Below are 20,774 nucleotides of genomic sequence, written 5' to 3' on the forward strand. Positions count from 1 at the left end.
GTTTTGGCCGTGCGCCGTACCATTACCGGATTTTCCAACCCGCTCGTCAAGTTCCTGCGCTCGCTGCGCGAGAAGAAGCACCGCAAGCAGGAACGGCGCTTCCTCGCCGAAGGCCTGCGCCTGCTGACAGACGCGCGCGAATGCGGCATCGTGCCCGAGATCCTGGTCATGGCAATCGGCCGTGATCCCCATCCCCTGCTCGATGCGCTGGAAGCGGCCGTTGCGGCCGCCGGCGGCGACATCGTCGAGATGGACGTGGAGATCCTCGCCAAGGTCACCGGCAAGGACAATCCGCAGGCCGTCGCCGGCGTCTTTGCCGAATTCGACACCCGCCTTGCCACCCTCGACCGCTCTGCCGCCCCGATCTGGCTGGTGGCGCAGGCGCTGCGCGATCCCGGCAATCTCGGCACCATGCTGCGCACCGGCGACGCCGTGGGCGCGGGCGGCCTGATCCTGCTGGACGACTGCGCCGATCCCTTCTCGGTCGAGGCCGTGCGCGCCAGCATGGGGGCGATCTTCACGCAGAAGATCGTCACGGCCCGCTGGGACGAGTTCCTGCCCTGGCTGCGCGAAGGCGCCGGAACGCAGGACGCCGGGGCACTGGGCGGCCAGCTGGTCGCCGCCTCGCTGCGGGACCCGACCGACTACCGCGAGGCGGCCTACGCCGCGCCCTGCTTCCTGATGGTAGGCAACGAATCGCAAGGCCTGCCGCAGGCCTACGAAGAAGCCTGCGACCTGCGTGTCACGATCCCCATGCTGGGCCGTGCGGACAGCCTGAACGCGGCGGTTGCAGGGGCAGTGCTGGCTTACGAAGCGCTCGCCCACCTGCGCCGGGACTGATTGCCGTCACCGACCGAAACCGGCAGAGGCGGGGCAAGCCCCTGCCCGCGCCTGCATCGCCGCCATTCCCGGCCCGATGGCTGTCAAACCCTCGCTGGGAACGGCATATCTATGGCGCGCGTTCATCACAGCCTCAGGTCAGCTGTGACAAGGCTTCGCCATGCTTCGTCACGCGATTTTTCCGGCCTCCTGCGCCGCCATGCTTGCGGCCTGCTCGAGCCCGGGCGGCGATGGTGACCCGCAACTTGCCCGCACCTCCTGGCGGATTACCCTGATCGACGGCCAGCGGCCGCAGGCCGACGGCGCCAGCATCGCCTTCGAGGGCGGCAAGATCGGCGTCCGGGTGGGCTGCAACCGTCTGGACGGCCCCTGGCATGTCGACGACGACCGGCTGATCGCGGGCCCACTCTCGCTCACCGAGATGAGTTGTCCGACGCCCGCCTGGGATCAGGAAAAGGCCATCGGCGCGCTGCTCGTCGCCACGCCGCGCATGGTCGTCGACCATGGCCGGATGACCTTGCAGTCGAGCGGCCATAGCGCCGAACTGCAACGAGAGGCCGCCGTCGCCGGCAAATAGGCCCCGGGGTTCATTCGGCCGCTGCGGCGTCCTCGCTCTGTACATCGCTGCCTGAATCGCCGGCTGTATCGCCGGCTATATCGCCGGAAAAGTCGGCGATCTGCCCCCCGGTTTCGGCGTAGCGCGGCATCGCTTCCACCCCCGCCACTTCATCCGAAATCTCGCGCTTGCCGATCTTGATGTGCTTTTCGGTAAGACGGCGGGCACGGCTCATCACGTTGCCTTCATAGGTGCGGGCAAAGTCGTTGAAGCTGTTCACCGCGCGCCCCAGATGCACACCGACCTTGCCGAGATCGTCCTGCGTCTTGGCCAGGCTGTCGTAGAGATCGCTGCCCAGCTTGCCGATCTCGCGCGCTTCCTTGGCGAGGCCTTCCTGCTGCCAGACCTGCGCGATGGTGCGGCAGATCGCGACCAGATTGGTCGGGCTCGCCAGCAGCACGCGCCGCTCGAAGGCATAGTCCCACAGGCTGGAATCGTGGTCGAGCGCAGCGGCGATGAAATGCTCGCCCGGCACGAACATCAGGACGTAGTCGGGCGCGTTCTCGAACTGGCTCTGGTAGCTCTTGTTGCCCAGCGTCTGGATGTGGCCTCGCATCGAGGCGGCATGCTGGTCGAGGAAGGCCGCACGCAGCGTCTCGTCCTCAGCCTCGAAGGCATCCTGATAGGCGTTGAGCGAGACCTTGGCGTCGATCACCAGCTGCTTGTTGCCGGGGATACGCACGATCGCGTCGGGACGCAGGCGGCCATCCTCGGTCTCCACCGAATGCTCGGTCACGAAATCGGTATGTTCGGCAAGGCCGCACTGTTCGAGCACGTTCTTGAGCTGCTGCTCGCCCCAGCGGCCGCGCGCCTTGGGCGCGTTGCGCAGCGAATTGCTGAGACGCGCCGCCTCGCTACGCACACGTTCCTGCCCGGCGCTCAGTTCGACCAGCTGTCCGGTCAGCGTCGCAAAGGCATCGGTGCGCTGCTTTTCAAGCGTGGCGACCTGCTCCTCGTAGCTCTTCAGGCGCTCGCCGACCGGGGCCAGCAGGGTGCGGATACGCTCGGCACTGGCCTTTTCGCTCTCCTCGAAGCGCGCGCCCGCGCGGTTGAGGAAGGCTTCCTGCGCTCCTGCCAGCACTTTGGCGCCGGCATTCTCGAACTCCTTGCGCAGCGCTTCCTGCGCTTCGATGAGGAGGCGCTTCTGCTCGTCGAAATTGGCGGATTTTTCCCGCAGCGTCGCCAGTTCCGAGGCCAGTTCGCGCTGTTCGCGGCGCAAGGCGTCGACCAGCGTCGCATGTTCGGATCGGGTAGTGTCGAGCGCCTGCGTCAGTTCGCCGCGCAGGCGCTGCTGCGCTTCGTCATGGCCGCGGCGGACAAGTTCCATCGCCTGCCCATGCTCGGCGCGGGTGCGTTCGAGCGTTTCAGCGAGGTCGTCCGCACGGCTGGCGCGTTCACCGGCGGCGGCAAGGTCGCGAATCGCGGCGCGGAACTTCTCGTCGAGTTCACGCGCTTCGCGATCGCGGGTTTCGTGGCGGTTTCGCCAGTCGGCGGCCGGCCGGGATCCGAAGAACCAGCCGGCCCCAAGACCGACAACGAGCGCGACAATGGCGACGACTGCGATTTCCATTCCGGCAGCATAGCCAGAACATTCAGGGAACGCCAGCCTTCCGGCCGGCTTTTCCCCAATGCGTGCAAATCAGGCCGCGCGGCGCAGCTTGTCGAGCTTCTTGAGTGCCATCTGGCGCTTCAGGCGCGAGAGATGATCGATGAAGAGAATGCCTTCGAGATGATCCATCTCGTGCTGGAGGCAGGTGGCCATGAGGCCGTCCATCTCTTCCTCGTGCACGGTGCCGTCGAGGTCCTGCCAGCGCGCGCGGATGCGCGAGGGGCGTTCGACGTCGGCGAAGATTTCCGGCACCGACAGGCAGCCTTCCTGATAGACCGTGTGGTCTTCGGAAGGATCGAGGATTTCCGGATTGATGAAGATCCGGGGTTCCTTCCTGGTCGGCTGGTGCGTGTGGTGGTGACCGCCATGGGCCGTGCACACTTCCGGTTCCGCATCCTCGTCGTCGGGCTGGAGATCGATCACCAGCACGCGCAGCGGCACGCCCACCTGGATGGCGGCAAGACCGATGCCCGGGGCATCGTACATGGTCTCGAACATGTCTTCGACAAGCGTCTTGAGCTCGTCGTCGAACTTTTCGACGGGGACCGAAACCTGCTTGAGACGCGGATCGGGAACTTCGAGGATTTCACGGATAGCCATGCCCGCCAAATAAGCGCGATGGCCGATTCTCGCAAGGTCGTCGGTCCGATCAGAGTGATCGTCAGGCCACCGGCCGCCTTGCGCGAATGGCCTGGGCGAGTGTTCCCTCGTCCAGATAGTCCAGCTCGCCGCCTACCGGCAGGCCATGGGCCAGCTGCGTGATGCGCACGGCAAGCCCTTCAAGACGCTCGGCAATATAGTGCGCGGTGGTCTGCCCTTCGAGCGTCGCATTCATGGCGAGCACGACTTCGTCGATGCCGCCTTCCTCGACCCGGCGCAAGAGCTGGTCGATGGTCAGGTCTTCCGGCCGCACCCCGTCGAGCGCCGACAACCGGCCGCCAAGCACATGATAACGACCGTTGAACAGCCGCGCGCGGTCCAGCGCCCAGAGGTCCGCCACTTCCTCCACCACGCAGAGCGAACCCGCATCGCGGCGCGGATCGGCGCAGATGCCGCAAGGGTTGGTGGTATCGATGTTGCCGCAGGTCCGGCACTCGACCAGCGCCTCGCGCACGGCGGCAAGCGCATCGACCAGTTGCACCAGCGAGGTTTCCCGGCGCTTGATGAGCCACAGCACCGCCCGCCGCGCGGAGCGGGGGCCAAGGCCGGGAAGGCGCGACAGCGCGGCGGTAAGCGTCTCGATCTCTTGCGATGCCATGGCGGCGGAGATAGGGCCTGCGCAGCCCAAGAGATAGTCCTTCGGAGAATTCCCCACACCATGCGCATCGTTTTCATGGGAACGCCCGATTTTGCGGTGCCCGCACTCGTCGCGCTGGTCGAGGCCGGGCACGAGGTCGTTGCCGTCTACAGCCAGCCGCCGCGCCCCGGCGGTCGCCGCGGCAAGGAGCTGACCCCCTCGCCCGTCCACAAGGAAGCCGAGGCCCGCGGGATCGGGGTGCGCCATCCGGTGTCGCTGAAGAGCGCCGAGGAACAGGAACAGTTCGCCGCGCTGGGCGCCGACATCGCCATTGTCGCCGCTTACGGCCTGCTGCTGCCGCAGGCGGTGCTCGATGCCCCGCGCCTTGGCTGCCTCAACATCCACGCCTCGATCCTGCCGCGCTGGCGCGGGGCGGCGCCGATCCAGCGGGCGATCCTGGCGGGCGATCCCACCACCGGGGTGACGATCATGCAGATGGAAATCGGGCTCGACACCGGGCCGATGCTGGCGACGCTGCGCACGACGATCGACAGCAAGACCGCCGGTGAACTCACCGCCGAACTGGCCGAAAAGGGCGCGCAGCTCATGGTCGGCACCCTGCGCGACCTTGCCGTGCACCGCGCCGTCACCCAGCCGGAAGACGGCGTGACGTATGCCAGGAAGATCGACAAGGCCGAAGCCCGGCTCGACTTCGCGGCTCCCGCCGAGCAAGTGGAGCGCCAGGTGCGCGCCTTCATGCCTGCGCCCGGCGCCTTCTTCGAACTCGATGGCGAGCGCTACAAGGTACTCGCCGCCGATCTCGCGGAGGGTTCGGGCACGCCCGGCGAAACGCTCGACGACGTTCTCACCATCGCCTGCGGTGAAGGCGCGATCCGCGTGACCCGCATCCAGCGCGCGGGCAAGCCCGCCATGGAAGCGGCGGACCTGCTGCGCGGCCGTCCGGTCGCTGCCGGAACGAGGCTCGCGTGACCCGTTTTGCCCTCACTCTCGAATTCGACGGCGGGCCCTACATGGGCCTGCAGCGGCAGGTGCACGGGCCCTCGGTGCAGCAGAGCGTCGAGGAAGCGGCCTTTGCGCTGACCGGGGAAGTCACCGGCATGCATGCCGCCGGGCGCACCGATGCGGGGGTCCATGCGCTGGGCATGAAAGTGCACATGGACATCGACAAGCCGTTCACGCCCTTCCAGTTCTCGGAAGGCATGAACGCGCGGCTGCGCCCGCATCCGATCGCGGTGGTCGGCTGCGAGGTGGTGCCGGACGACTGGCACGCCCGCTTCTCGTGCATCGGCCGCTCGTACATATACCGCATCGCCAACCGCCGCGCCCCGCTCACGGTGGAGCGCGGCAAGGCCTGGCAAGTGCCCAAGCCGCTCGACGAAACGGCCATGCACCGCGCCGCGCAAAGGCTGGTGGGGCTGCACGACTTCACCACCTTCCGCTCCACCCATTGCCAGTCGCAGAGCCCGCTCAAGACACTCGACCGGCTCGAGGTCCGGCGCGAGGGCGAGATGGTGCTGATCGAGGCCGAGGCGCGCAGCTTCCTGCACCACCAGGTTCGCTCGATGGTCGGCTGCCTCGCGCTCGTGGGCATGGGCCGCTGGGAGGAAGCGCGGGTTACCGCGGCGCTGGAAGCGCGCAACCGTCAGGCCCTCGGCCTCAATTCGCCGCCAGACGGGCTCTATTTCGTCAAGGCGACGTATCCCGGGGACTGATCGGGGCCGGCCACGCCCCCGCGCCATACGCCGTCTTGGGGATTTCCCCTGCGCCGACGAGGGTTTGCCCCAATGGGAGCGCTGACACTTTCCCGGTACCTTCGATCCTGCCGAATGGATGACATCGGCCCGGCCGGTCATGCCCCGCCGGGATTGGGCAGGAGGTGGCAATGCGGGATCTCATGTTGAAGTACTTTGCCAGCGCGAACGTGCTCGTGCTCAGCGTCGCATTCGTGACCAAGGCCTGGAGCCAGGACCCCTCGCCGCCCCCGGTTTCGGGCGATGAACGCGATCAGGTGGTCCAGGTCTGCATGGCCGAGGCCAAGGCGCGCGGCGAAAAGCTCGGCGCGCGCGACGTGAGCATGCGCAAGGTCGAGGATACCGACAAGAAAAGCGACGGCCGCGCCTCGGTGCGCGCCGAAGTCGACGTCGCGATCCCCGACAAGGACGGCAAGCTGAAAATGAAGAAGATGACCTTCAAGTGCGACACCCGCCACGGCACGGTGACGGCGTTCTCCTACGACTGACATGAAAAAAGGGAGGCCGCGGCCTCCCTTTTGCCTGTTCGCCGAGGCGCAAAGTCCGTTTGGAAATTCGCCAAAAGCGAATTTCGCGGCACCAGCCCACTCCTCCACCCGACCACCCATCGGCAGTATTCTGTGGGTGGTCGGGTGGGGGAGTGGGCTGGTGCCGCCCTCAAAATCCCCTATCGGGCATTTTTCAAACAGACTCTCGGGCCATCAGGCCTTGGCGACGACGCTTTCGGGCAAGTCGGTGCCGAACACGCGCTGGTAGTATTCGGCAACCATCACCCGCTCGGTCTCGTCGCACTTGTTGAGGAACGAGAGGCGGAAGGCAAAGCCCACGTCTTTGAAGATCGCGGTGTTCTGCGCCCAGGTGATGACGGTGCGCGGGCTCATCACGGTCGAGATGTCGCCGTTCATGAAGCCCTGGCGCGAGAAGTCGGCGACCTTGACCATGTTGGCGATCGTTGCCGCATCCACCTGCGGCACCTTCTTCGTGACGATTTCCGTCTCGACCGGCTGCGGCAGGTAATTGAGGCCGACCACCAGGTTCCAGCGGTCCATCTGGCCCTGGTTGATCTGCTGGGTGCCGTGGTAGAGGCCCGAGGTATCGCCAAGGCCGACGGTATTGGCCGTGGCGAAGAGGCGGAAGTTCCGGTCCGGGCGGATCACGCGGTTCTGGTCGAGCAGCGTCAGCTTGCCCTCGGTTTCGAGGATGCGCTGGATCACGAACATCACGTCCGGACGGCCCGCGTCGTATTCGTCGAACACCAGCGCCACCGGGTGCTGGAGCGCCCAGGGCAGCAGGCCTTCGCGGAATTCGGTGACCTGAAGACCGTCACGCAGGACAATCGCGTCACGGCCGATCAGGTCGATACGGCTGATGTGCGCGTCGAGGTTGATGCGGATGCACGGCCACTTGAGGCGCGCGGCCACCTGCTCGATGTGCGTCGACTTGCCGGTGCCATGGTAACCCTGCACCATCACCCGGCGATTGTAGGCAAAGCCCGCCAGGATCGCGAGGGTGGTATCCGGGTCGAAGACATAAGTCTCGTCCAGATCAGGCACGCGTTCGTCCGCCACGGAGAAGGCGGGCACCTTCATGTCGATATCGATCCCGAAGGTCTCGCGCACGTCGAGTTCGATATCGGGGGCGGCCAGCACGGTGGCGTCGCGACTCTCGGCTTTCATGGTCTCAGTCATCGTGCCTAACCGCGTAGACAAGCGGGCGCTGCACCGCAACAGGGTTTGAGCACTGCCCCCGCCCGTCAGCCGCGAAACTTCGGCGGCAACGCGAAGAGATCGATGAACCGCCCGGCCAGTGCCGGATCGCCGCCGACCTTGAGCTTGCCCACCGCCTCGCCAAGGCTGCGCTTGCCGTAGAACACCGGCAGGAAATCGGACGCGCTGGCCGCGGTGAAGCGCAGGTCCGGCGCGCTCATGCCCTCTCCGGCCGGGTGGATGGCAAGCTCACCCCCGCGCAGCCGGGCCGCGAACTTCTGCGCGCCGATGTCGAATTCCACCCAGAGCGAAAGATCGCGCGCGCGGACCGGATCGATCAGCGCCCGCAGCGACAGCATCAGCGCCACCGGCGTGAACGCCAGCGCCGGATCGTGCCCCGGCGCGCGCAGCCCCCAGCGCACCAGCTCCAGCAGCACCGGCTCCAGCCCCTGCCCCCATTCGGTGAGCCCATAGACCTGCACCGAGGCGGGCGGCGCCATGCGGATGCGCCGGACGATGCCCGAAGCCTCCAATGCCACCAGGCGCTCGGTCAGGACCTTGGCGCTCAGCGTGGGCAGCGCGCCGCGCAGTTCGTTGAAGCGGCGCGGGCCCAGCAGCATCTCGCGCACGATCAGCAGCGACCAGCGTTCGCCGATGAGTTCCAGCGCCAGCGACGCCCCGCAGGCATCGTCATACCAGCGCCCGTGGCGGGCAGGCGCGGAGACTGGCGCAGCCCCGGCGCGCTTCGGCGTCACATCAGTTTCATTTAGTAACTTCATGGTTGCTTTTCGTAACCTTGAAGCGCAGCCCATGGCAATAACGATTCGCCGCAAGTGCGCCGTTCGGGAACGCTTGAATGATCCGTTCCTGAGCGAACTTGTGGTACGATCCTCGATGGGAGACGACAGATGCCCCTGTGCGATGACGCGGCAACGGTGATCAGCGGCTTCAGCAACGTGCCGCCGCAAGTGCGCGGACACGTGCGCGACTTGCGCATCCGCTGGGCGCTGGAGGAAATCGGGCGCGACTACCGGCTCGACCTGATCGACGCGATGGCCCCGCGCAGCGGCGAGTACCGGCAATGGCAGCCCTTCGGCCAGGTCCCCGCCTTCGACGATGGCGAGATCCGCATGTTCGAAAGCGGCGCGATCCTGCTCTATCTCGGCGAACAGAACGCGCACCTGCTGCCCACGGCCCCGCAAGCGCGCTGGCAGGCGATCACCTGGCTGTTTGCCGCCGGCAACTCGGTCGAACCGGCGCTTGCCCACCTTAACGGGCTGGACCTGTTTTTCGCGCAGGAACCCTGGGCGGAGCAGGCCCGTCCCGGCGCCGTCAAGCAGGCCCGGCGCAAGCTGGCCTCGCTCCAGAAGGCGCTGGGCGAGCGCGCGTGGCTGGCGGGCCCCTTCTCCATCGCCGACGTGCTGATGGTCACCGTGCTGCGCCTGCTCGACCACACGGATGTCCTCGCCGAGTTCCCGGCCCTTGCCGCCTACAAGGCACGCGGCGAGGCCCGCCCCGCCTTTGTCCGCGCGCTTGCCGAACAGCTTGAAGCCTACGCCGCCCCCACAGGAGAGTGAGCCCCACAGGAGATACAGCCATGGCCTATGTCGACGGTTTCGTGATCCCCGTACCGGTTGCAAGCAAGGACCGGTTCATCGCCCACGCGCGTGAATTCGACGACTATTTCATCGAATATGGCGCCATCCGCGTCTGGGAATGCTGGGGCGACGACGTTCCCCACGGCAAGCAGACCGATTTCCATCGCGCCGTCGCCGCCAGGGAGGACGAGACGGTCTGCTTCAGCTGGATCGAATGGCCCGACAAGAAAACCCGCGACCGCCAGATGGGCCTGCTCGGCGAACTGATGAAAAACGACCCGCGCTTCGACCCGCAGACCAATCCGCCCCCGTTCGACGGCGCCCGGATGATCTTCGGCGGGTTCCAGCGCGTCGTCGCGGTGGGAGAATGACGATGGGCAACCCGGTCGGCAGCTTCATCTGGTACGAGCTTCTCACCAGCGACATCGACGGCGCCGCCGTCTTCTACAAGGCGGTGGTCGGCTGGACGATCTCGGCCGATGCCTATCCTGATGCCGAGGACATGAACTACCGCATGATCGGCCGCGACGACGGCGGCATGGCCGGCGGTGCGATGGAGATCACGCAGGACATGGCAATGGGCGGCGCCCGCCCTTGCTGGCTGCCCTATCTCGCGGTCGACGACGTCGATGCCGAAGTCCATGCGATCGTCGCTGCCGGCGGGCAAGAGCGGCTTCCCGCCTTCGACCTGCCGGTCGGCCGCATCGCCATGGTCGCCGATCCGCAAGGCGTGCCGATCTACCTGATGAAGCCGGTGTCTCCCGCCGGACAATCACTGTCCAGCGATGGCCAGGAACAGGACAATGCCGGCTCCGTCAGCGATGTCTTTTCCGCCACCGAGCCCCAGCACGTGCGCTGGAACGAACTCGCCAGCCCCGACCAGGCCGCCTCCATGGCCTTCTATGCCAGGCACTTCGGCTTCACGTTCAACGAGAAGATGTCGATGGGCGACATGGGCGACTACTGCTTCATCGGCCACCACGGACAGACGCTCGGCGCGATCATGCAGCGGCAGAGCGACCAGCAACCGGCAATGTGGCTGTTCTACTTCGGCGTCCCCTCCATAACCGCGGCAAAGGCGGCGATCGAGGCCCATGGCGGAACCGTGCTGATGGGGCCGCACGAAGTCCCCGGCGGCGAGTGGATCATTGTTGCCATGGACCCGCAAGGGGCAGGTTTCGGTGTTGTCGGACCCAAGGGCGCTTGATGCGGGCAGCCCGTCGATCATGGCTTGACGGCGGGCATTTGTTCCATAATTGTTCCATCGAGGACATGGACTGCGAGGAGCACCGGGAATGGCAGACTACACCTTCTACACCAATCCCATGTCGCGCGGCCAGATCGCCCGCTGGGCCCTCCACGAAGCCGGTGCGAACTACGATCAGGTGATTGTCGAGTGGAAGGAAAAGCCCGCAGGCTTCCTCGACATCAACCCGATGGGCAAAGTGCCCACGCTTGTCCATCATGCCGATAGCGGCGACCGGGTGGTGACCGAAGCCGCCGCAATCTGCCTCTACCTGGCCGAGATGAACCCTGAAGCCGGCCTCCTGCCCAGCGAAACCGAAATGGCCGACTATCTGCGCTGGACCTTCTTCGCCTCGGGGCCGGTCGAACAGGCGGTCATGTCGCGCCACTTCAACAGCGAACCCTCTCCCGAACAGGAAATGATGGCCGGCTGGGGCAGCTTCGAGCGCACGATGAACACGCTGGAAAAGCACCTCGAAGGGCGTGACTGGGTCTGCGGCGCACGTTTCACGATGGCGGACGTCTATGTCGGCAGCGCGGTGGACTGGGGGCTGACATTCGGCACGATGCCGCCGCGCCCTGCTTTTGTTGCCTATGCCGAACGGCTTCAGGCCCGCGACGCCTACAAGGCCGCGAAGGCGGTGGACAACACGCTGATTGCCGAGATGAAAAAATGACCGCGCCGGCACCTCGGGCCAAGAACCGGATCTGCCTGTGGTATGACGGCGCGGCGCAGGAAGCGGCAAACTTCTACGCCGGCGTGTTTCCCGATACTTTCGTCACCGCGGTGACCCGCTCACCCGCCGACTATCCCGACGGCAAGGCAGGTGATGTACTCACCGTCGAGTTCTCGGTGATGGGGATCGCGTGCCTCGGCCTCAACGGCGGCCCCGCCTTTCCGCATAGCGAGGCCTTCTCGTTTCAGGTGGAGACCGAAACACAGGAAGAGACCGACCGCTACTGGAACGCCATCGTCGGCAATGGCGGCGCGGAGAGCATGTGCGGCTGGTGCAAGGACAAGTGGGGCCTGTCGTGGCAGATCACACCCAGAGCCCTGTCGGACGCCCTCACAAATCCTGATCGCGCCGCCTCCAAGCGGGCGATGGAAGCGATGATGACGATGCGCAAGATCGACATAGCCGCCATCGAAGCCGCACTGGCAGGAACCTCCGCATGAATCCCGGCCCCAGCCTCGAACTCTTTGGCCATCCCTTCTCGTCCTACACCTGGAAGGTGCTGATCGCGCTCTACGCCTACGAGGTGCCATTCACGTTCCGCCTGGTCGGCCCCGACCATCCGGAAAACGTCGAAGTGGTCCAGACCGCGGGGCCGCAAGGCAAGTTCCCGGTGCTGCGCGATGGCGAGAACCTGCTCTTCGAAACGACGTCGATCCTCGAATACCTCGACCGCCATCATATCGGCGCAGGCACGCTGATCCCGGAAGACCCCGATGCCGCCACCGCAATCCGCATGCTCGACCGGGTCTTCGACAATTACGTGATGAACGTGATGCAGGTGGTCGTGGACGAACATATCCGCTCGCCCGATACGCCGGACATGGCCCGCTGCACCGAAGCGCGTGGCCGGCTCGAACGCAGCTACGCCTGGCTGGAAGGCTGGCTGCAGTTCTATCCGGCAATGGACCATGTCACGCTGATCGAATGCGCGGCGGCGCCTTCGCTGTTCTATGCCGACTGGGTCCACCCGATCCCCGAAGAACTGCCCCGCCTGCGGCAATGGCGTGCGCATCTGCTGGCCCTGCCCCCGGTTGCGCGCTGCGTGGACGATGCCCGCCCGTACCGCTCCTACTTCCCGCTCGGAGCGCCCGACCGCGACTGACACCACATTCGGAGAGATGCCTGTGAGCGCGACCAACCACGAACTGTCGATCACCCGCCATATCGACGCGCCTGTCGCCGAAGTCTGGGAGGTTCTCGCCAACCGGCAGGAGGAATGGTGGTGCCCCCGGCCCTGGCGCGTCGAAGTGGACGAGCAGGACAAGCGCCCCGGCGGCGTCTGCCACATGACGATGTACGGCCCCGAAGGCGAAGTCGCGCCGCAGAACGGTATCTATCTCGCCTACGACGAAGGTCGCCGTTTCGTCACGACCGACGCCGTGACCGGCGAGTTCCAGCCATCCGGCCCCTTCATGATCGGCATCTGGGAAGTCGAACCCGAAGGCAGCGGCACCCGCTACACCGCCCGCGCCCGCCACTGGAACGCCGAAACCATGCAGCAACACGCGGACATGGGCTTTGAACAGGGCTGGTCGGCCTGCGCCGATCAGCTTGCCGAAATCTGCGAAGGCAAAGTCTCTTGAGCGAGGGCGCCGAAGGCGGCTGCACCTGCGGTCAGGTCCGCTACCGGTTGCTGGACGACCCCATCGTTGTCCACTGCTGCCATTGCCGCTGGTGCCAGCGCGAAACCGGCAGTGCCTTCGCCCTCAACGCGGTGATCGAGGCGGACCGGGTGGAACTGGTCGGCAAGACCGCACCGGAACGCATCGAGACGCCGTCGCTCAGCGGCAAGGGGCAGGCGATCCTGCGCTGCCCCGCCTGCAAGGTCGCGCTCTGGAGCCACTACGGCGGCGCGGGCGACAGGGCTGCTTACGTACGCGTCGGCACGCTGGATAATCCCGACACATTCCCGCCCGACGTGCATATCTTCACGGGGAGCAGGCAACCATGGGTCGTGCTCCCCGAACGGGCCGAACAGTACGAAGTGTTCTATTCCGGCAAGGACGTGGTGCGGATCTACGGCGACAATGCGGCGGCCCGCTGGAAAGTCCTGCGCAGCGGCTGATCAGGTGAAGGCGCTGGCCTTGTTGAGCAGCTGATAGGCCTCGACCACCGATTGCAGCCTGCTTGCATGGCCATGATCACCGCCGTTGTGGTCCGGGTGATACTGGCGCAGCAGCCGCGTGTAGCGCAGGCGCAAAGTCTTGCGATCAATGCTGCCGTCCAGCCCCAGCACCCCCAGCGCACGGCGCTCGTCCGGCGTGAAGCGGGCGTTTTGCGGGTGCATATCCGCCTTCATGTCGGCCTGACGCTGACGCATATGCGCCCTTGCCCGCCCGCTGATCGCATCCAGCGGATCGGCGAAATCGGCCCATTTCGGCGCCCCGTCCACCCCCGCATCGGGCCGGAACGCGCGCGTCTGCGTCTCCCAGCCATGCAGCGGCGACTGCGCCCGGAAGATCTCTTCCGCGCTCATGCCGTCGAAATAGTCGTATCCCGAATTGAACTCGCGCACATGGTCGAGGCAGAACCAGCGATAATCGCCCGGCCCGTCGAAACTGGGCGTGCGCCCGCCCGGCGCGCGGAACTCGCCCGCCTCGTCGCACCCCGGCCAACTGCACACGCGCCCGCCGGATTCGACCCTTCCATGAAATCTAGAATGTCTCACCGGCTTCCAGATGGGGGATCGAGCGCCTAAATGGAAGCCATGAACGGACCACTCGAACAGGAAATGCGGCAACTGCTGGTCGCCGCCTTCGCCCCCACGCAGCTTGACGTGATCAACGATTCCGCCACGCACCGCGGCCATTCCGGTGATGACGGCAGCGGCGAATCGCACTTCACGATTGCGATCGAAAGCCCTGCCTTTACCGGCGTCTCGCGCCTCCAGCGCCAGCGCCTCGTCAACGCCGCGCTCGGCGACATTCCCGGCAACCGCGTCCACGCCGTCGCCATCAAGGCCCGCGCGCCGGGAGAGTAAGCACTTGGATTTGGCGGTACCAGCCCGCTCCCGCTCGGTCCCCTATCAGGTGACCAGATTGGGGAGCGGGCTGGCACCGGCCACAAGAGTGTCCAACGGGCATTTTTCAAACCGGCACGCTCCGGTTTTATCGCCGGTTGCCCTTTTCGCGCTCCCAGCCTACATGCGCGCACCATGCCGACACCCTTGATCTTTGCCGTGCCTAAGGGCCGAATCCTCGACGAAGCGCTGCCGCTGATGGCGCACGCCGGCGTGGTGCCCGAGGCGGAGTTCCACGACAAGAAGTCGCGCGCGCTCTCTTTTGCGTGCGAGAACAGCGACATGCGCCTGATCCGCGTGCGCGCGTTCGACGTCGCGACCTTCGTGGCCCATGGCGCGGCGCAAGTCGGCATCGTCGGTTCCGACGTGGTGGAAGAGTTCGCCTACCCCGATCTCTACGCCCCGGTTGATCTCGATATCGGCCACTGCCGCCTCTCGGTTGCCGAGCGCGAAGGCGAACAGGGCGGCGCCCTGCCCTCGCACTTGCGGGTGGCCAGCAAGTATCCGAACCTGACGCGCAAGCACTACGAGAAGCTCGGCGTGCAGGCCGAAGTGGTGAAGCTGAACGGCGCGATGGAACTGGCGCCTTCGCTCGGCCTGTCGAGCCGCATCGTCGATCTCGTCTCCACGGGCCGCACCCTCAAGGAGAACGGCCTCGTCGAGACGAGCCGCATCCTCGACATTTCCGCGCGCCTGATCGTCAACCGCGCCGCCCTCAAGACCGACGAGCGTGTCGCCGCACTGGTCGATGCCTTCCGCGCACTCGTCGCCGAACGCAAGGTCGCCGCCTGATGCAGCGTCTCTACAGCCAGGACGCGGGCTTCGCCGAAGCCTTCCGGCGCGTCGTTGCCGACCGCCGCGAGAGCGCCACCGATGTCGCCCGTGACGTCGCCGACATCCTCGCCGCCGTGCGGGAGCGCGGTGACGCGGCGCTGGCCGATTACACCGCGCGGTTCGACGGCCATGACCTCGACCAGACCGGCTGGCGCATCGACGCCGAAACCTGCCGCGCCGCGTTCGAAGCTCTCAAGCCCGAACTGCGCGAGGCGCTCGAACTCGCGGCGGAGCGCATCCGCGCCTATCACGCCGCCCAGCTTCCCGAGAACCGCGACTATACCGATGCCGCCGGTGTGCGCCTCGGTGCCGTGTGGCGCGCGGTCGACGCCGCCGGGCTCTATGTGCCGGGCGGCCGCGCGGCCTATCCTTCCTCGATGCTGATGAACGCCATCCCCGCCAAAGTCGCGGGCGTCGAGCGTCTCGTCGTCGTCACGCCGACCCCCAAGGGCGAAGTCAATGCGCTTGTCCTTGCTGCCGCGCATCTTGCCGGTGTCGACGAAGTCTGGCGCGTGGGCGGTGCCCATGCCGTGGGCGCGCTGGCCTATGGCACCGAGCGGATCGCGCCCGTCGACGTCATCACCGGTCCCGGCAATGCCTGGGTGGCCGAAGCCAAGCGCCAGCTCTACGGCGTTGTCGGCATCGACATGGTGGCCGGGCCCAGCGAGATCCTCGTCATCGCGGATGCGAAGAACGAACCACGCCGCATCGCCGCCGACCTGCTGAGCCAGGCGGAGCACGATCCGACCTCGCAGTCGATCCTCATCACTGACGATGCCGGCTATGCCGACGCCGTTGCCGAGGCGGTGGAGGTCGAACTCTCCGCCCTCGCCACCGAGGCGACCGCGCGCCAGTCGTGGAACGACTACGGCGTCATCGTCGTCGTCGAGAGCTTCGACGAGGCTCCGGCGCTGGCCGATGCCCTCGCCGCCGAACATGTCGAGATCGCCACCGACGATCCCGAAAGCCTGTTCCGCCGGATCCGCCACGCCGGATCGGTGTTCCTGGGCCGCATGACCCCCGAAGCGGTGGGCGATTACGTCGCCGGTCCCAACCACGTGCTGCCCACCGGGCGCCGCGCGCGGTTTGCCTCGGGCCTTTCGGTCCTTGATTTCATGAAGCGCACCAGCTTCATCCAGCTCGATTCTGCGGCGCTTGAGGCCATTGGCCCCGCCGCCGTTGCCCTTGCCGATGCCGAAGGGCTTCCCGCGCACGCGCGCTCCATTTCCGTGAGACTTTCCCAATGAGCAATCCCCAGCCCAATTCCAAGCAGGCCCGCTCGGCCGCCCGCCTTGCCGCCGTCCAGGCCCTCTACCAGTTTGAGATGGAAGGCACCGCGCAGGCCATCCTGCTCGACGAATTCCACCGCCACCGGCTTGGCGCGGAAATCGACGAGGAGCAGTACGCCAAGGCCGAAGTCGCCTTCTTCGACGACGTGGTGAAGGGCGTGATCGCCCGCCGCGACGAGATCGACGAACTGCTCTCCGGCAAGCTGGCCGAAGGCTGGTCGCTCGCCCGTCTCGACAAGACCATGCTGCAGATCCTGCGCGCCGGCGTTTACGAACTGCTGGCCCGCCCCGACGTGCCGACCGGCGCGGCGATCGGCGAATATCTCGACGTCGCCCACGCCTTCTTCGACGCGCGCGAGGCGAAGTTCGTCAACGGCGTGCTTGATGCCGTCGCCAAGGCCGTTCGCTGAGCTTTTTGCGCAGCATCAGCGCCCACACCCGATCTCGACAATGGGCCCTGCCGGGCCCATTGTCATTTCCATGACCCGCGAATTCGCCTTCATCGAAGCCCTGCGCGCCATTGCCGTCAGCCCGGCCGCGCGCGGCCTTGCGGACGATGCCGCCGTACTCGAAATCGGCGGCGAAAAGCTGGTCCTGACGATGGACACGCTGGTCGAGGGCATCCACTTCCTGCCCGACGATCCGCCGGAAAGCATCGCCTGGAAGCTGGTGGCGGTGAATGCCTCGGACCTTGCCGCCAAGGGCGCCGAGCCATTGGGCTGCCTCAAGTCCCACGCGCTGGGCGAAGACGCGTGGGACCGCGCCTTCCTTGGCGGCATGGATCAGGCCTGCCGCCATTTCCGCCTGCCGCTGCTGGGCGGCGACACCGTGCGCATGCCGCGCGGTTCGGCGCGCAGCTTCTCGCTCACCGCCATCGGCCGGGGCATCGAGGACGTGCCGGTGCCCACCCGCAGCGGCGCGCAGGCGGGCGATGTGGTGTGGTGCAGCGGCACGCTGGGCGATTCCGGCCTCGGCCTGGCGCTGCTGTCGGACCGGGTGAAGGACGTCAGCCCCGACCATGACTGGCTGATCGACCGCTATCGCCGCCCGATGCCCGAACCGGCGCTGGGCGCCGCGCTCGCCCCGCTCACCAGCGCGATGATGGACGTATCGGACGGCCTGCTGATCGACGCGCGGCGCATGGCCGATGCCAGCGGCGTCGCCATCCATTTCGATGCCTCCGAAGTCCCGCTTTCAGGCGCCTATCGCGCTGTCGCCGGGGACAATGTCGAACAGCGCATAGCCGCGATGACGGCGGGAGACGACTACGTCCTGCTGTTCACCGCCCCGCCGGTAAACAGCGCCTATTTGCGCGCCGCAGCCAAGGGACTGGATACGCAAATCCACGCCATCGGTACGGTTTCCGAAGGCAGCGGCATCGTTCTGGAATGGAAGGGTTCGCCGATCTCGCTGCCGGATCGGTTGGGTTATCAGCATTAGGCCCGGCATACTTGCGCGGCGGCGATTGCGATGACCGCTCTCAACGGTTGCCGTCTTCAAGCTGCCGTTCCAGGTACGCCCCGTTGCGGACATCAGCGGATCAGTTCAGCTTCGATTTCTTCGGCTATGCCGGTATTGAGCCGCGCGACCTGCTCCATGATGCCGTCCAGTCGAGCTTCGGTCAGGGGTTCTGCAGGATCAGAGAGTCCAACTATATGCCCAGCGAGATAGTGTATGCAGTTGTTGATCGCCCAATTTACCTGCACGCTAACATCGTCGCGGGCCATGATAGTGAACCCATGGATCGCACGCGCTAAGTAACGAATTAACCTTGGTCGTGCCGCAAATTGCAGATCTTCTCGTAAAGGCATCATCAGTCCCCTTTTATACTCGGATGCTTGCGCTTGGAATGCTGGAGAGGCAATGGCCGCTCCCCACCCAAATCAGACATCCCAACTCCGCTCAGGCTGAGCCTGTCGAAGCCCTCTGGGTCGGCACCACGGCTCCCCATCCTTCGACAGGCTCAGGATGAGCGGTATGGGCGGGACGAAGGTCCGCATTCCCGACCGCGCACTGTCGTTGGGGCCGATACCGCATTCCCGCCAAGTTCCTCCCGACAAAATCGACTTCGGATGAAGGCGCTTGCCAGTAATCCTCCTTGTCTATAGCCCTTTACGTCCAGAACGGGAAAAACCGTCGAAAATAGCGAATGTTCGCGTGGGAAAAGGGGGCGTTTTGTGAATCCAGTCACGATCGCAATTATCCTGGGGCTTCTGGCCATTCTCTATGGCTTCATTACCAGCAGACAAGTTCTCGGCGCTCCGGCCGGGTCCGACAAGATGCAGGAGATCGCCGCCGCCATTCAGGAAGGCGCGCAGGCCTACCTCAAGCGGCAATATTCGACCATCGCCGTCGTCGGCATCGTCGTTGCCATCATCATTTCGCTGACGCTGGGGCATATCTCGGCCATCGGCTTTGTCATCGGCGCGATCCTTTCAGGCGTGGCCGGGTTCATCGGCATGAACATCTCGGTCCGCTCCAACGTGCGCACCGCCGCCGCCGCGCAGACCGGCTTGCAAGCGGGCCTGACGCTGGCCTTCCGCGCGGGCGCCATCACCGGGATGCTCGTCGCAGGCCTCGCGCTGCTCGCGATCGCGGTGTTCTACTGGTATCTGACCGGCCCCGGCGGCCACACCGTCGGCGGTGAGGATCGCACCGTCGTGCAGGCGCTGACCGCCCTCGCCTTCGGCGCCTCGCTCATCTCGATCTTCGCGCGTCTTGGCGGCGGCATCTTCACCAAGGCCGCCGATGTGGGCGCCGACCTCGTCGGCAAGGTGGAAGCGGGCATCCCCGAGGACGACCCGCGCAACCCCGCCGTGATCGCCGACAACGTGGGCGACAATGTGGGCGACTGCGCCGGCATGGCCGCCGACCTGTTCGAGACCTATGTCGTCACCGTCGGCGCGACGATGGTGCTGACCGCGCTGCTGATGAAGGGCATCGCCAATTTCGAAGGCCTAATGGCGCTGCCGCTGCTGATCGGCGGCGTCTGCATCGTCACCTCGATCATCGGCACCTACTTCGTGCGCCTCGGCGGATCGCAGAACATCATGGGGGCCATGTACAAGGGTTTCCTGGTCACCGCGGTCCTGTCGATCCCGGCGATCTGGTGGGCGATCAATTACGCGCTGGCCGATATCGGCGCCGAGATCGGCACCACCGGGTTCTCCGGCAAGTCGCTGTTCCACTGCGCACTGGTCGGCCTGGTCATCACCGGGCTGATCATCTGGATCACCGAATACTACACCGGCACCGGCTACCGGCCGGTCCGCTCGATCGCCAAGGCATCGGAGACCGGACACGGCACCAACGTCATCCAGGGCCTCGCCATCAGCCTTGAGGCGACTGCGCTGCCCACCGTGGTGATCGTGGCGGGCATCATCATCGCCTATCAACTCGCGGGCCTGCTCGGCATTGCCTATGCGGCGACGGCCATGCTGGCGCTGGCAGGCATGGTGGTGGCGCTGGACGCTTATGGTCCCGTTACCGACAATGCCGGCGGCATCGCCGAAATGGCCGGACTCGACGACAGCGTGCGCGAGAAGACCGACGCGCTGGACGCCGTGGGCAACACCACCAAGGCGGTGACCAAGGGCTATGCCATCGGCTCGGCGGGGCTTGCCGCGCTGGTGCTGTTCGCGGCCTACACCACGGACCTGCGTGAGTTCTTCCCCGATCTCGACGTCGATTTCAGCCTGGAGAATCCCTACGTCATCGTCGGGCTGCTGCTCGGCGCGCTGCTGCCCTACCTGTTCGGGGCCATGGGCATGACGGCGGTGGGCCGCGCGGCGGGCGACGTGGTCAAGGACGTGCGCGAGCAGTTCAAGGCCAATCCCGGTATCATGACCTACGAAACCAAGCCGGACTATGCCCGCACCGTGGACCTCGTGACCAAGGCCGCGATCAAGGAGATGATCGTGCCCTCGCTGCTGCCGGTGCTGACGCCGATCGCGGTCTATTTCGCGATCTCGTTCGTGGCGGGGGTGGAGAACGGCTTTGCCGCCCTCGGCGCACTGCTGCTGGGGGTGATTGTCGGCGGGTTGTTCGTGGCGCTCTCGATGACCTCGGGCGGCGGTGCCTGGGACAATGCCAAGAAGTTCATCGAAGACGGCCATCACGGCGGCAAGGGTTCGGAGGCCCACAAGGCCGCGGTCACCGGCGATACCGTGGGCGATCCGTACAAGGACACTGCCGGTCCTGCGGTGAACCCGATGATCAAGATCACCAATATCGTCGCCCTGCTGTTGCTCGCAGCACTGGCGGCGGGTTGAT

The 20,774-nt window shown here is 66.0% G+C and carries 26 protein-coding genes; 19 read left to right on the top strand and 7 right to left on the bottom strand.

The window, feature by feature from the left end; genetic code table 11:
- Positions 1-3: 3 nt before the first annotated feature.
- Positions 4-840 carry an RNA methyltransferase gene (locus CA833_RS16780; protein WP_142633228.1) on the top strand — a complete coding sequence of 279 codons (837 nt, stop codon included), beginning with the start codon at positions 4-6 and terminating at the stop codon, positions 838-840.
- 160 nt (positions 841-1,000) lie between these two features.
- Positions 1,001-1,417, top strand: coding sequence for an META domain-containing protein (locus tag CA833_RS16785; RefSeq protein WP_242526161.1), 417 nt, complete (start codon positions 1,001-1,003; stop codon positions 1,415-1,417).
- A 10-nt stretch (positions 1,418-1,427) separates the two neighbouring features.
- Here CA833_RS16785 and rmuC read toward each other — a convergent pair whose 3' ends face one another.
- The 3 genes from rmuC to recR all read right to left on the bottom strand — a co-directional run bounded on the left by rmuC (position 1,428) and on the right by recR (position 4,323).
- Positions 1,428-3,026 (bottom strand): DNA recombination protein RmuC, encoded by a 1,599-nt coding sequence (rmuC, locus tag CA833_RS16790; protein ID WP_207078689.1) that lies wholly within the window; start codon positions 3,024-3,026, stop codon positions 1,428-1,430.
- A gap of 69 nt (positions 3,027-3,095) precedes the next feature.
- Entirely contained in the window at positions 3,096-3,665 is a 570-nt protein-coding gene (gene def / locus CA833_RS16795) for a peptide deformylase (protein WP_142633224.1), read from the bottom strand.
- 61 nt (positions 3,666-3,726) lie between these two features.
- On the bottom strand, positions 3,727-4,323 hold the full coding sequence (gene recR, locus CA833_RS16800; RefSeq protein ID WP_207078690.1) for a recombination mediator RecR: 597 nt from the start codon (positions 4,321-4,323) through the stop codon (positions 3,727-3,729).
- Positions 4,324-4,383: 60 nt separating this feature from the next.
- On the opposite strand from recR, the gene fmt reads away from it, so the two are divergent.
- The 3 genes from fmt to CA833_RS16815 all read left to right on the top strand — a co-directional run bounded on the left by fmt (position 4,384) and on the right by CA833_RS16815 (position 6,562).
- Positions 4,384-5,292: a methionyl-tRNA formyltransferase gene (gene fmt / locus CA833_RS16805; RefSeq protein ID WP_207078691.1), complete on the top strand. Its 909-nt coding sequence runs from the start codon at positions 4,384-4,386 to the stop codon at positions 5,290-5,292.
- Positions 5,289-6,035 (top strand): tRNA pseudouridine(38-40) synthase TruA, encoded by a 747-nt coding sequence (truA, locus tag CA833_RS16810; RefSeq protein ID WP_207078692.1) that lies wholly within the window; start codon positions 5,289-5,291, stop codon positions 6,033-6,035. The genes fmt and truA overlap by 4 nt, the downstream gene beginning before the upstream one ends.
- Before the next feature lie 170 nt (positions 6,036-6,205).
- Positions 6,206-6,562, top strand: a complete 357-nt coding sequence (locus CA833_RS16815; protein ID WP_142633216.1) for a hypothetical protein — start codon at positions 6,206-6,208, stop codon at positions 6,560-6,562.
- A 213-nt stretch (positions 6,563-6,775) separates the two neighbouring features.
- Here CA833_RS16815 and cobS read toward each other — a convergent pair whose 3' ends face one another.
- Entirely contained in the window at positions 6,776-7,750 is a 975-nt protein-coding gene (gene cobS, locus CA833_RS16820; protein ID WP_370584527.1) for a cobaltochelatase subunit CobS, read from the bottom strand.
- A gap of 77 nt (positions 7,751-7,827) precedes the next feature.
- Positions 7,828-8,535, bottom strand: a complete 708-nt coding sequence (locus CA833_RS16825) for a winged helix-turn-helix transcriptional regulator (RefSeq protein WP_242526162.1) — start codon at positions 8,533-8,535, stop codon at positions 7,828-7,830.
- 153 nt (positions 8,536-8,688) lie between these two features.
- On the opposite strand from CA833_RS16825, the gene CA833_RS16830 reads away from it, so the two are divergent.
- The 8 genes from CA833_RS16830 (at position 8,689) to CA833_RS16865 (ending at position 13,425) form a co-directional block, all read left to right on the top strand.
- Entirely contained in the window at positions 8,689-9,357 is a 669-nt protein-coding gene (locus tag CA833_RS16830) for a glutathione S-transferase family protein (RefSeq protein WP_207078694.1), read from the top strand.
- A gap of 20 nt (positions 9,358-9,377) precedes the next feature.
- Positions 9,378-9,749 carry a DUF1428 domain-containing protein gene (locus CA833_RS16835; RefSeq protein ID WP_207078695.1) on the top strand — a complete coding sequence of 124 codons (372 nt, stop codon included), beginning with the start codon at positions 9,378-9,380 and terminating at the stop codon, positions 9,747-9,749.
- Between the two features lie 2 nt (positions 9,750-9,751).
- Positions 9,752-10,585 (top strand): VOC family protein, encoded by an 834-nt coding sequence (locus tag CA833_RS16840; RefSeq protein WP_207078696.1) that lies wholly within the window; start codon positions 9,752-9,754, stop codon positions 10,583-10,585.
- A gap of 88 nt (positions 10,586-10,673) precedes the next feature.
- Positions 10,674-11,300 carry a glutathione S-transferase family protein gene (locus CA833_RS16845; RefSeq protein WP_207078697.1) on the top strand — a complete coding sequence of 209 codons (627 nt, stop codon included), beginning with the start codon at positions 10,674-10,676 and terminating at the stop codon, positions 11,298-11,300.
- Positions 11,297-11,800: a VOC family protein gene (locus CA833_RS16850; RefSeq protein WP_207078698.1), complete on the top strand. Its 504-nt coding sequence runs from the start codon at positions 11,297-11,299 to the stop codon at positions 11,798-11,800. Before CA833_RS16845 ends, CA833_RS16850 begins: the two co-directional genes overlap by 4 nt.
- Positions 11,797-12,462, top strand: coding sequence for a glutathione S-transferase family protein (locus CA833_RS16855; RefSeq protein ID WP_207078699.1), 666 nt, complete (start codon positions 11,797-11,799; stop codon positions 12,460-12,462). The genes CA833_RS16850 and CA833_RS16855 overlap by 4 nt, the downstream gene beginning before the upstream one ends.
- A 22-nt stretch (positions 12,463-12,484) precedes the next feature.
- On the top strand, positions 12,485-12,943 hold the full coding sequence (locus tag CA833_RS16860) for an SRPBCC family protein (protein ID WP_370584528.1): 459 nt from the start codon (positions 12,485-12,487) through the stop codon (positions 12,941-12,943).
- On the top strand, positions 12,940-13,425 hold the full coding sequence (locus CA833_RS16865) for a GFA family protein (RefSeq protein WP_242526163.1): 486 nt from the start codon (positions 12,940-12,942) through the stop codon (positions 13,423-13,425). The genes CA833_RS16860 and CA833_RS16865 overlap by 4 nt, the downstream gene beginning before the upstream one ends.
- Here CA833_RS16865 and CA833_RS16870 read toward each other — a convergent pair whose 3' ends face one another.
- Positions 13,426-14,028: a DnaJ domain-containing protein gene (locus CA833_RS16870; RefSeq protein WP_142633195.1), complete on the bottom strand. Its 603-nt coding sequence runs from the start codon at positions 14,026-14,028 to the stop codon at positions 13,426-13,428.
- A 39-nt stretch (positions 14,029-14,067) separates the two neighbouring features.
- On the opposite strand from CA833_RS16870, the gene CA833_RS16875 reads away from it, so the two are divergent.
- The 5 genes from CA833_RS16875 to thiL all read left to right on the top strand — a co-directional run bounded on the left by CA833_RS16875 (position 14,068) and on the right by thiL (position 17,942).
- The gene (locus CA833_RS16875; protein ID WP_207078701.1) at positions 14,068-14,340 is read left to right on the top strand and encodes a BolA family transcriptional regulator; all 273 of its coding nucleotides are present in this window, start codon (positions 14,068-14,070) and stop codon (positions 14,338-14,340) included.
- Between the two features lie 174 nt (positions 14,341-14,514).
- Positions 14,515-15,171, top strand: a complete 657-nt coding sequence (gene hisG, locus CA833_RS16880; RefSeq protein ID WP_142633191.1) for an ATP phosphoribosyltransferase — start codon at positions 14,515-14,517, stop codon at positions 15,169-15,171.
- Complete coding sequence (hisD, locus tag CA833_RS16885) at positions 15,171-16,460, top strand: histidinol dehydrogenase (protein ID WP_207078702.1); 1,290 nt, start codon at positions 15,171-15,173, stop codon at positions 16,458-16,460. Before hisG ends, hisD begins: the two co-directional genes overlap by 1 nt.
- Entirely contained in the window at positions 16,457-16,912 is a 456-nt protein-coding gene (nusB, locus tag CA833_RS16890; RefSeq protein WP_142633187.1) for a transcription antitermination factor NusB, read from the top strand. The genes hisD and nusB overlap by 4 nt, the downstream gene beginning before the upstream one ends.
- A 70-nt stretch (positions 16,913-16,982) precedes the next feature.
- Complete coding sequence (gene thiL, locus CA833_RS16895; protein WP_207078703.1) at positions 16,983-17,942, top strand: thiamine-phosphate kinase; 960 nt, start codon at positions 16,983-16,985, stop codon at positions 17,940-17,942.
- 92 nt (positions 17,943-18,034) lie between these two features.
- Here thiL and CA833_RS16900 read toward each other — a convergent pair whose 3' ends face one another.
- Positions 18,035-18,229 (bottom strand): hypothetical protein, encoded by a 195-nt coding sequence (locus CA833_RS16900; RefSeq protein WP_207078704.1) that lies wholly within the window; start codon positions 18,227-18,229, stop codon positions 18,035-18,037.
- A gap of 450 nt (positions 18,230-18,679) precedes the next feature.
- Here CA833_RS16900 and CA833_RS16905 point away from each other — a divergent pair, with 450 nt between their 5' ends.
- Complete coding sequence (locus tag CA833_RS16905; RefSeq protein WP_207078705.1) at positions 18,680-20,773, top strand: sodium-translocating pyrophosphatase; 2,094 nt, start codon at positions 18,680-18,682, stop codon at positions 20,771-20,773.
- The last annotated feature ends 1 nt before the right edge of the window (position 20,774 follow it).

The sequence above is a fragment of the Novosphingobium sp. KA1 genome, from assembly GCF_017309955.1.
GTDB lineage: Bacteria > Pseudomonadota > Alphaproteobacteria > Sphingomonadales > Sphingomonadaceae > Novosphingobium.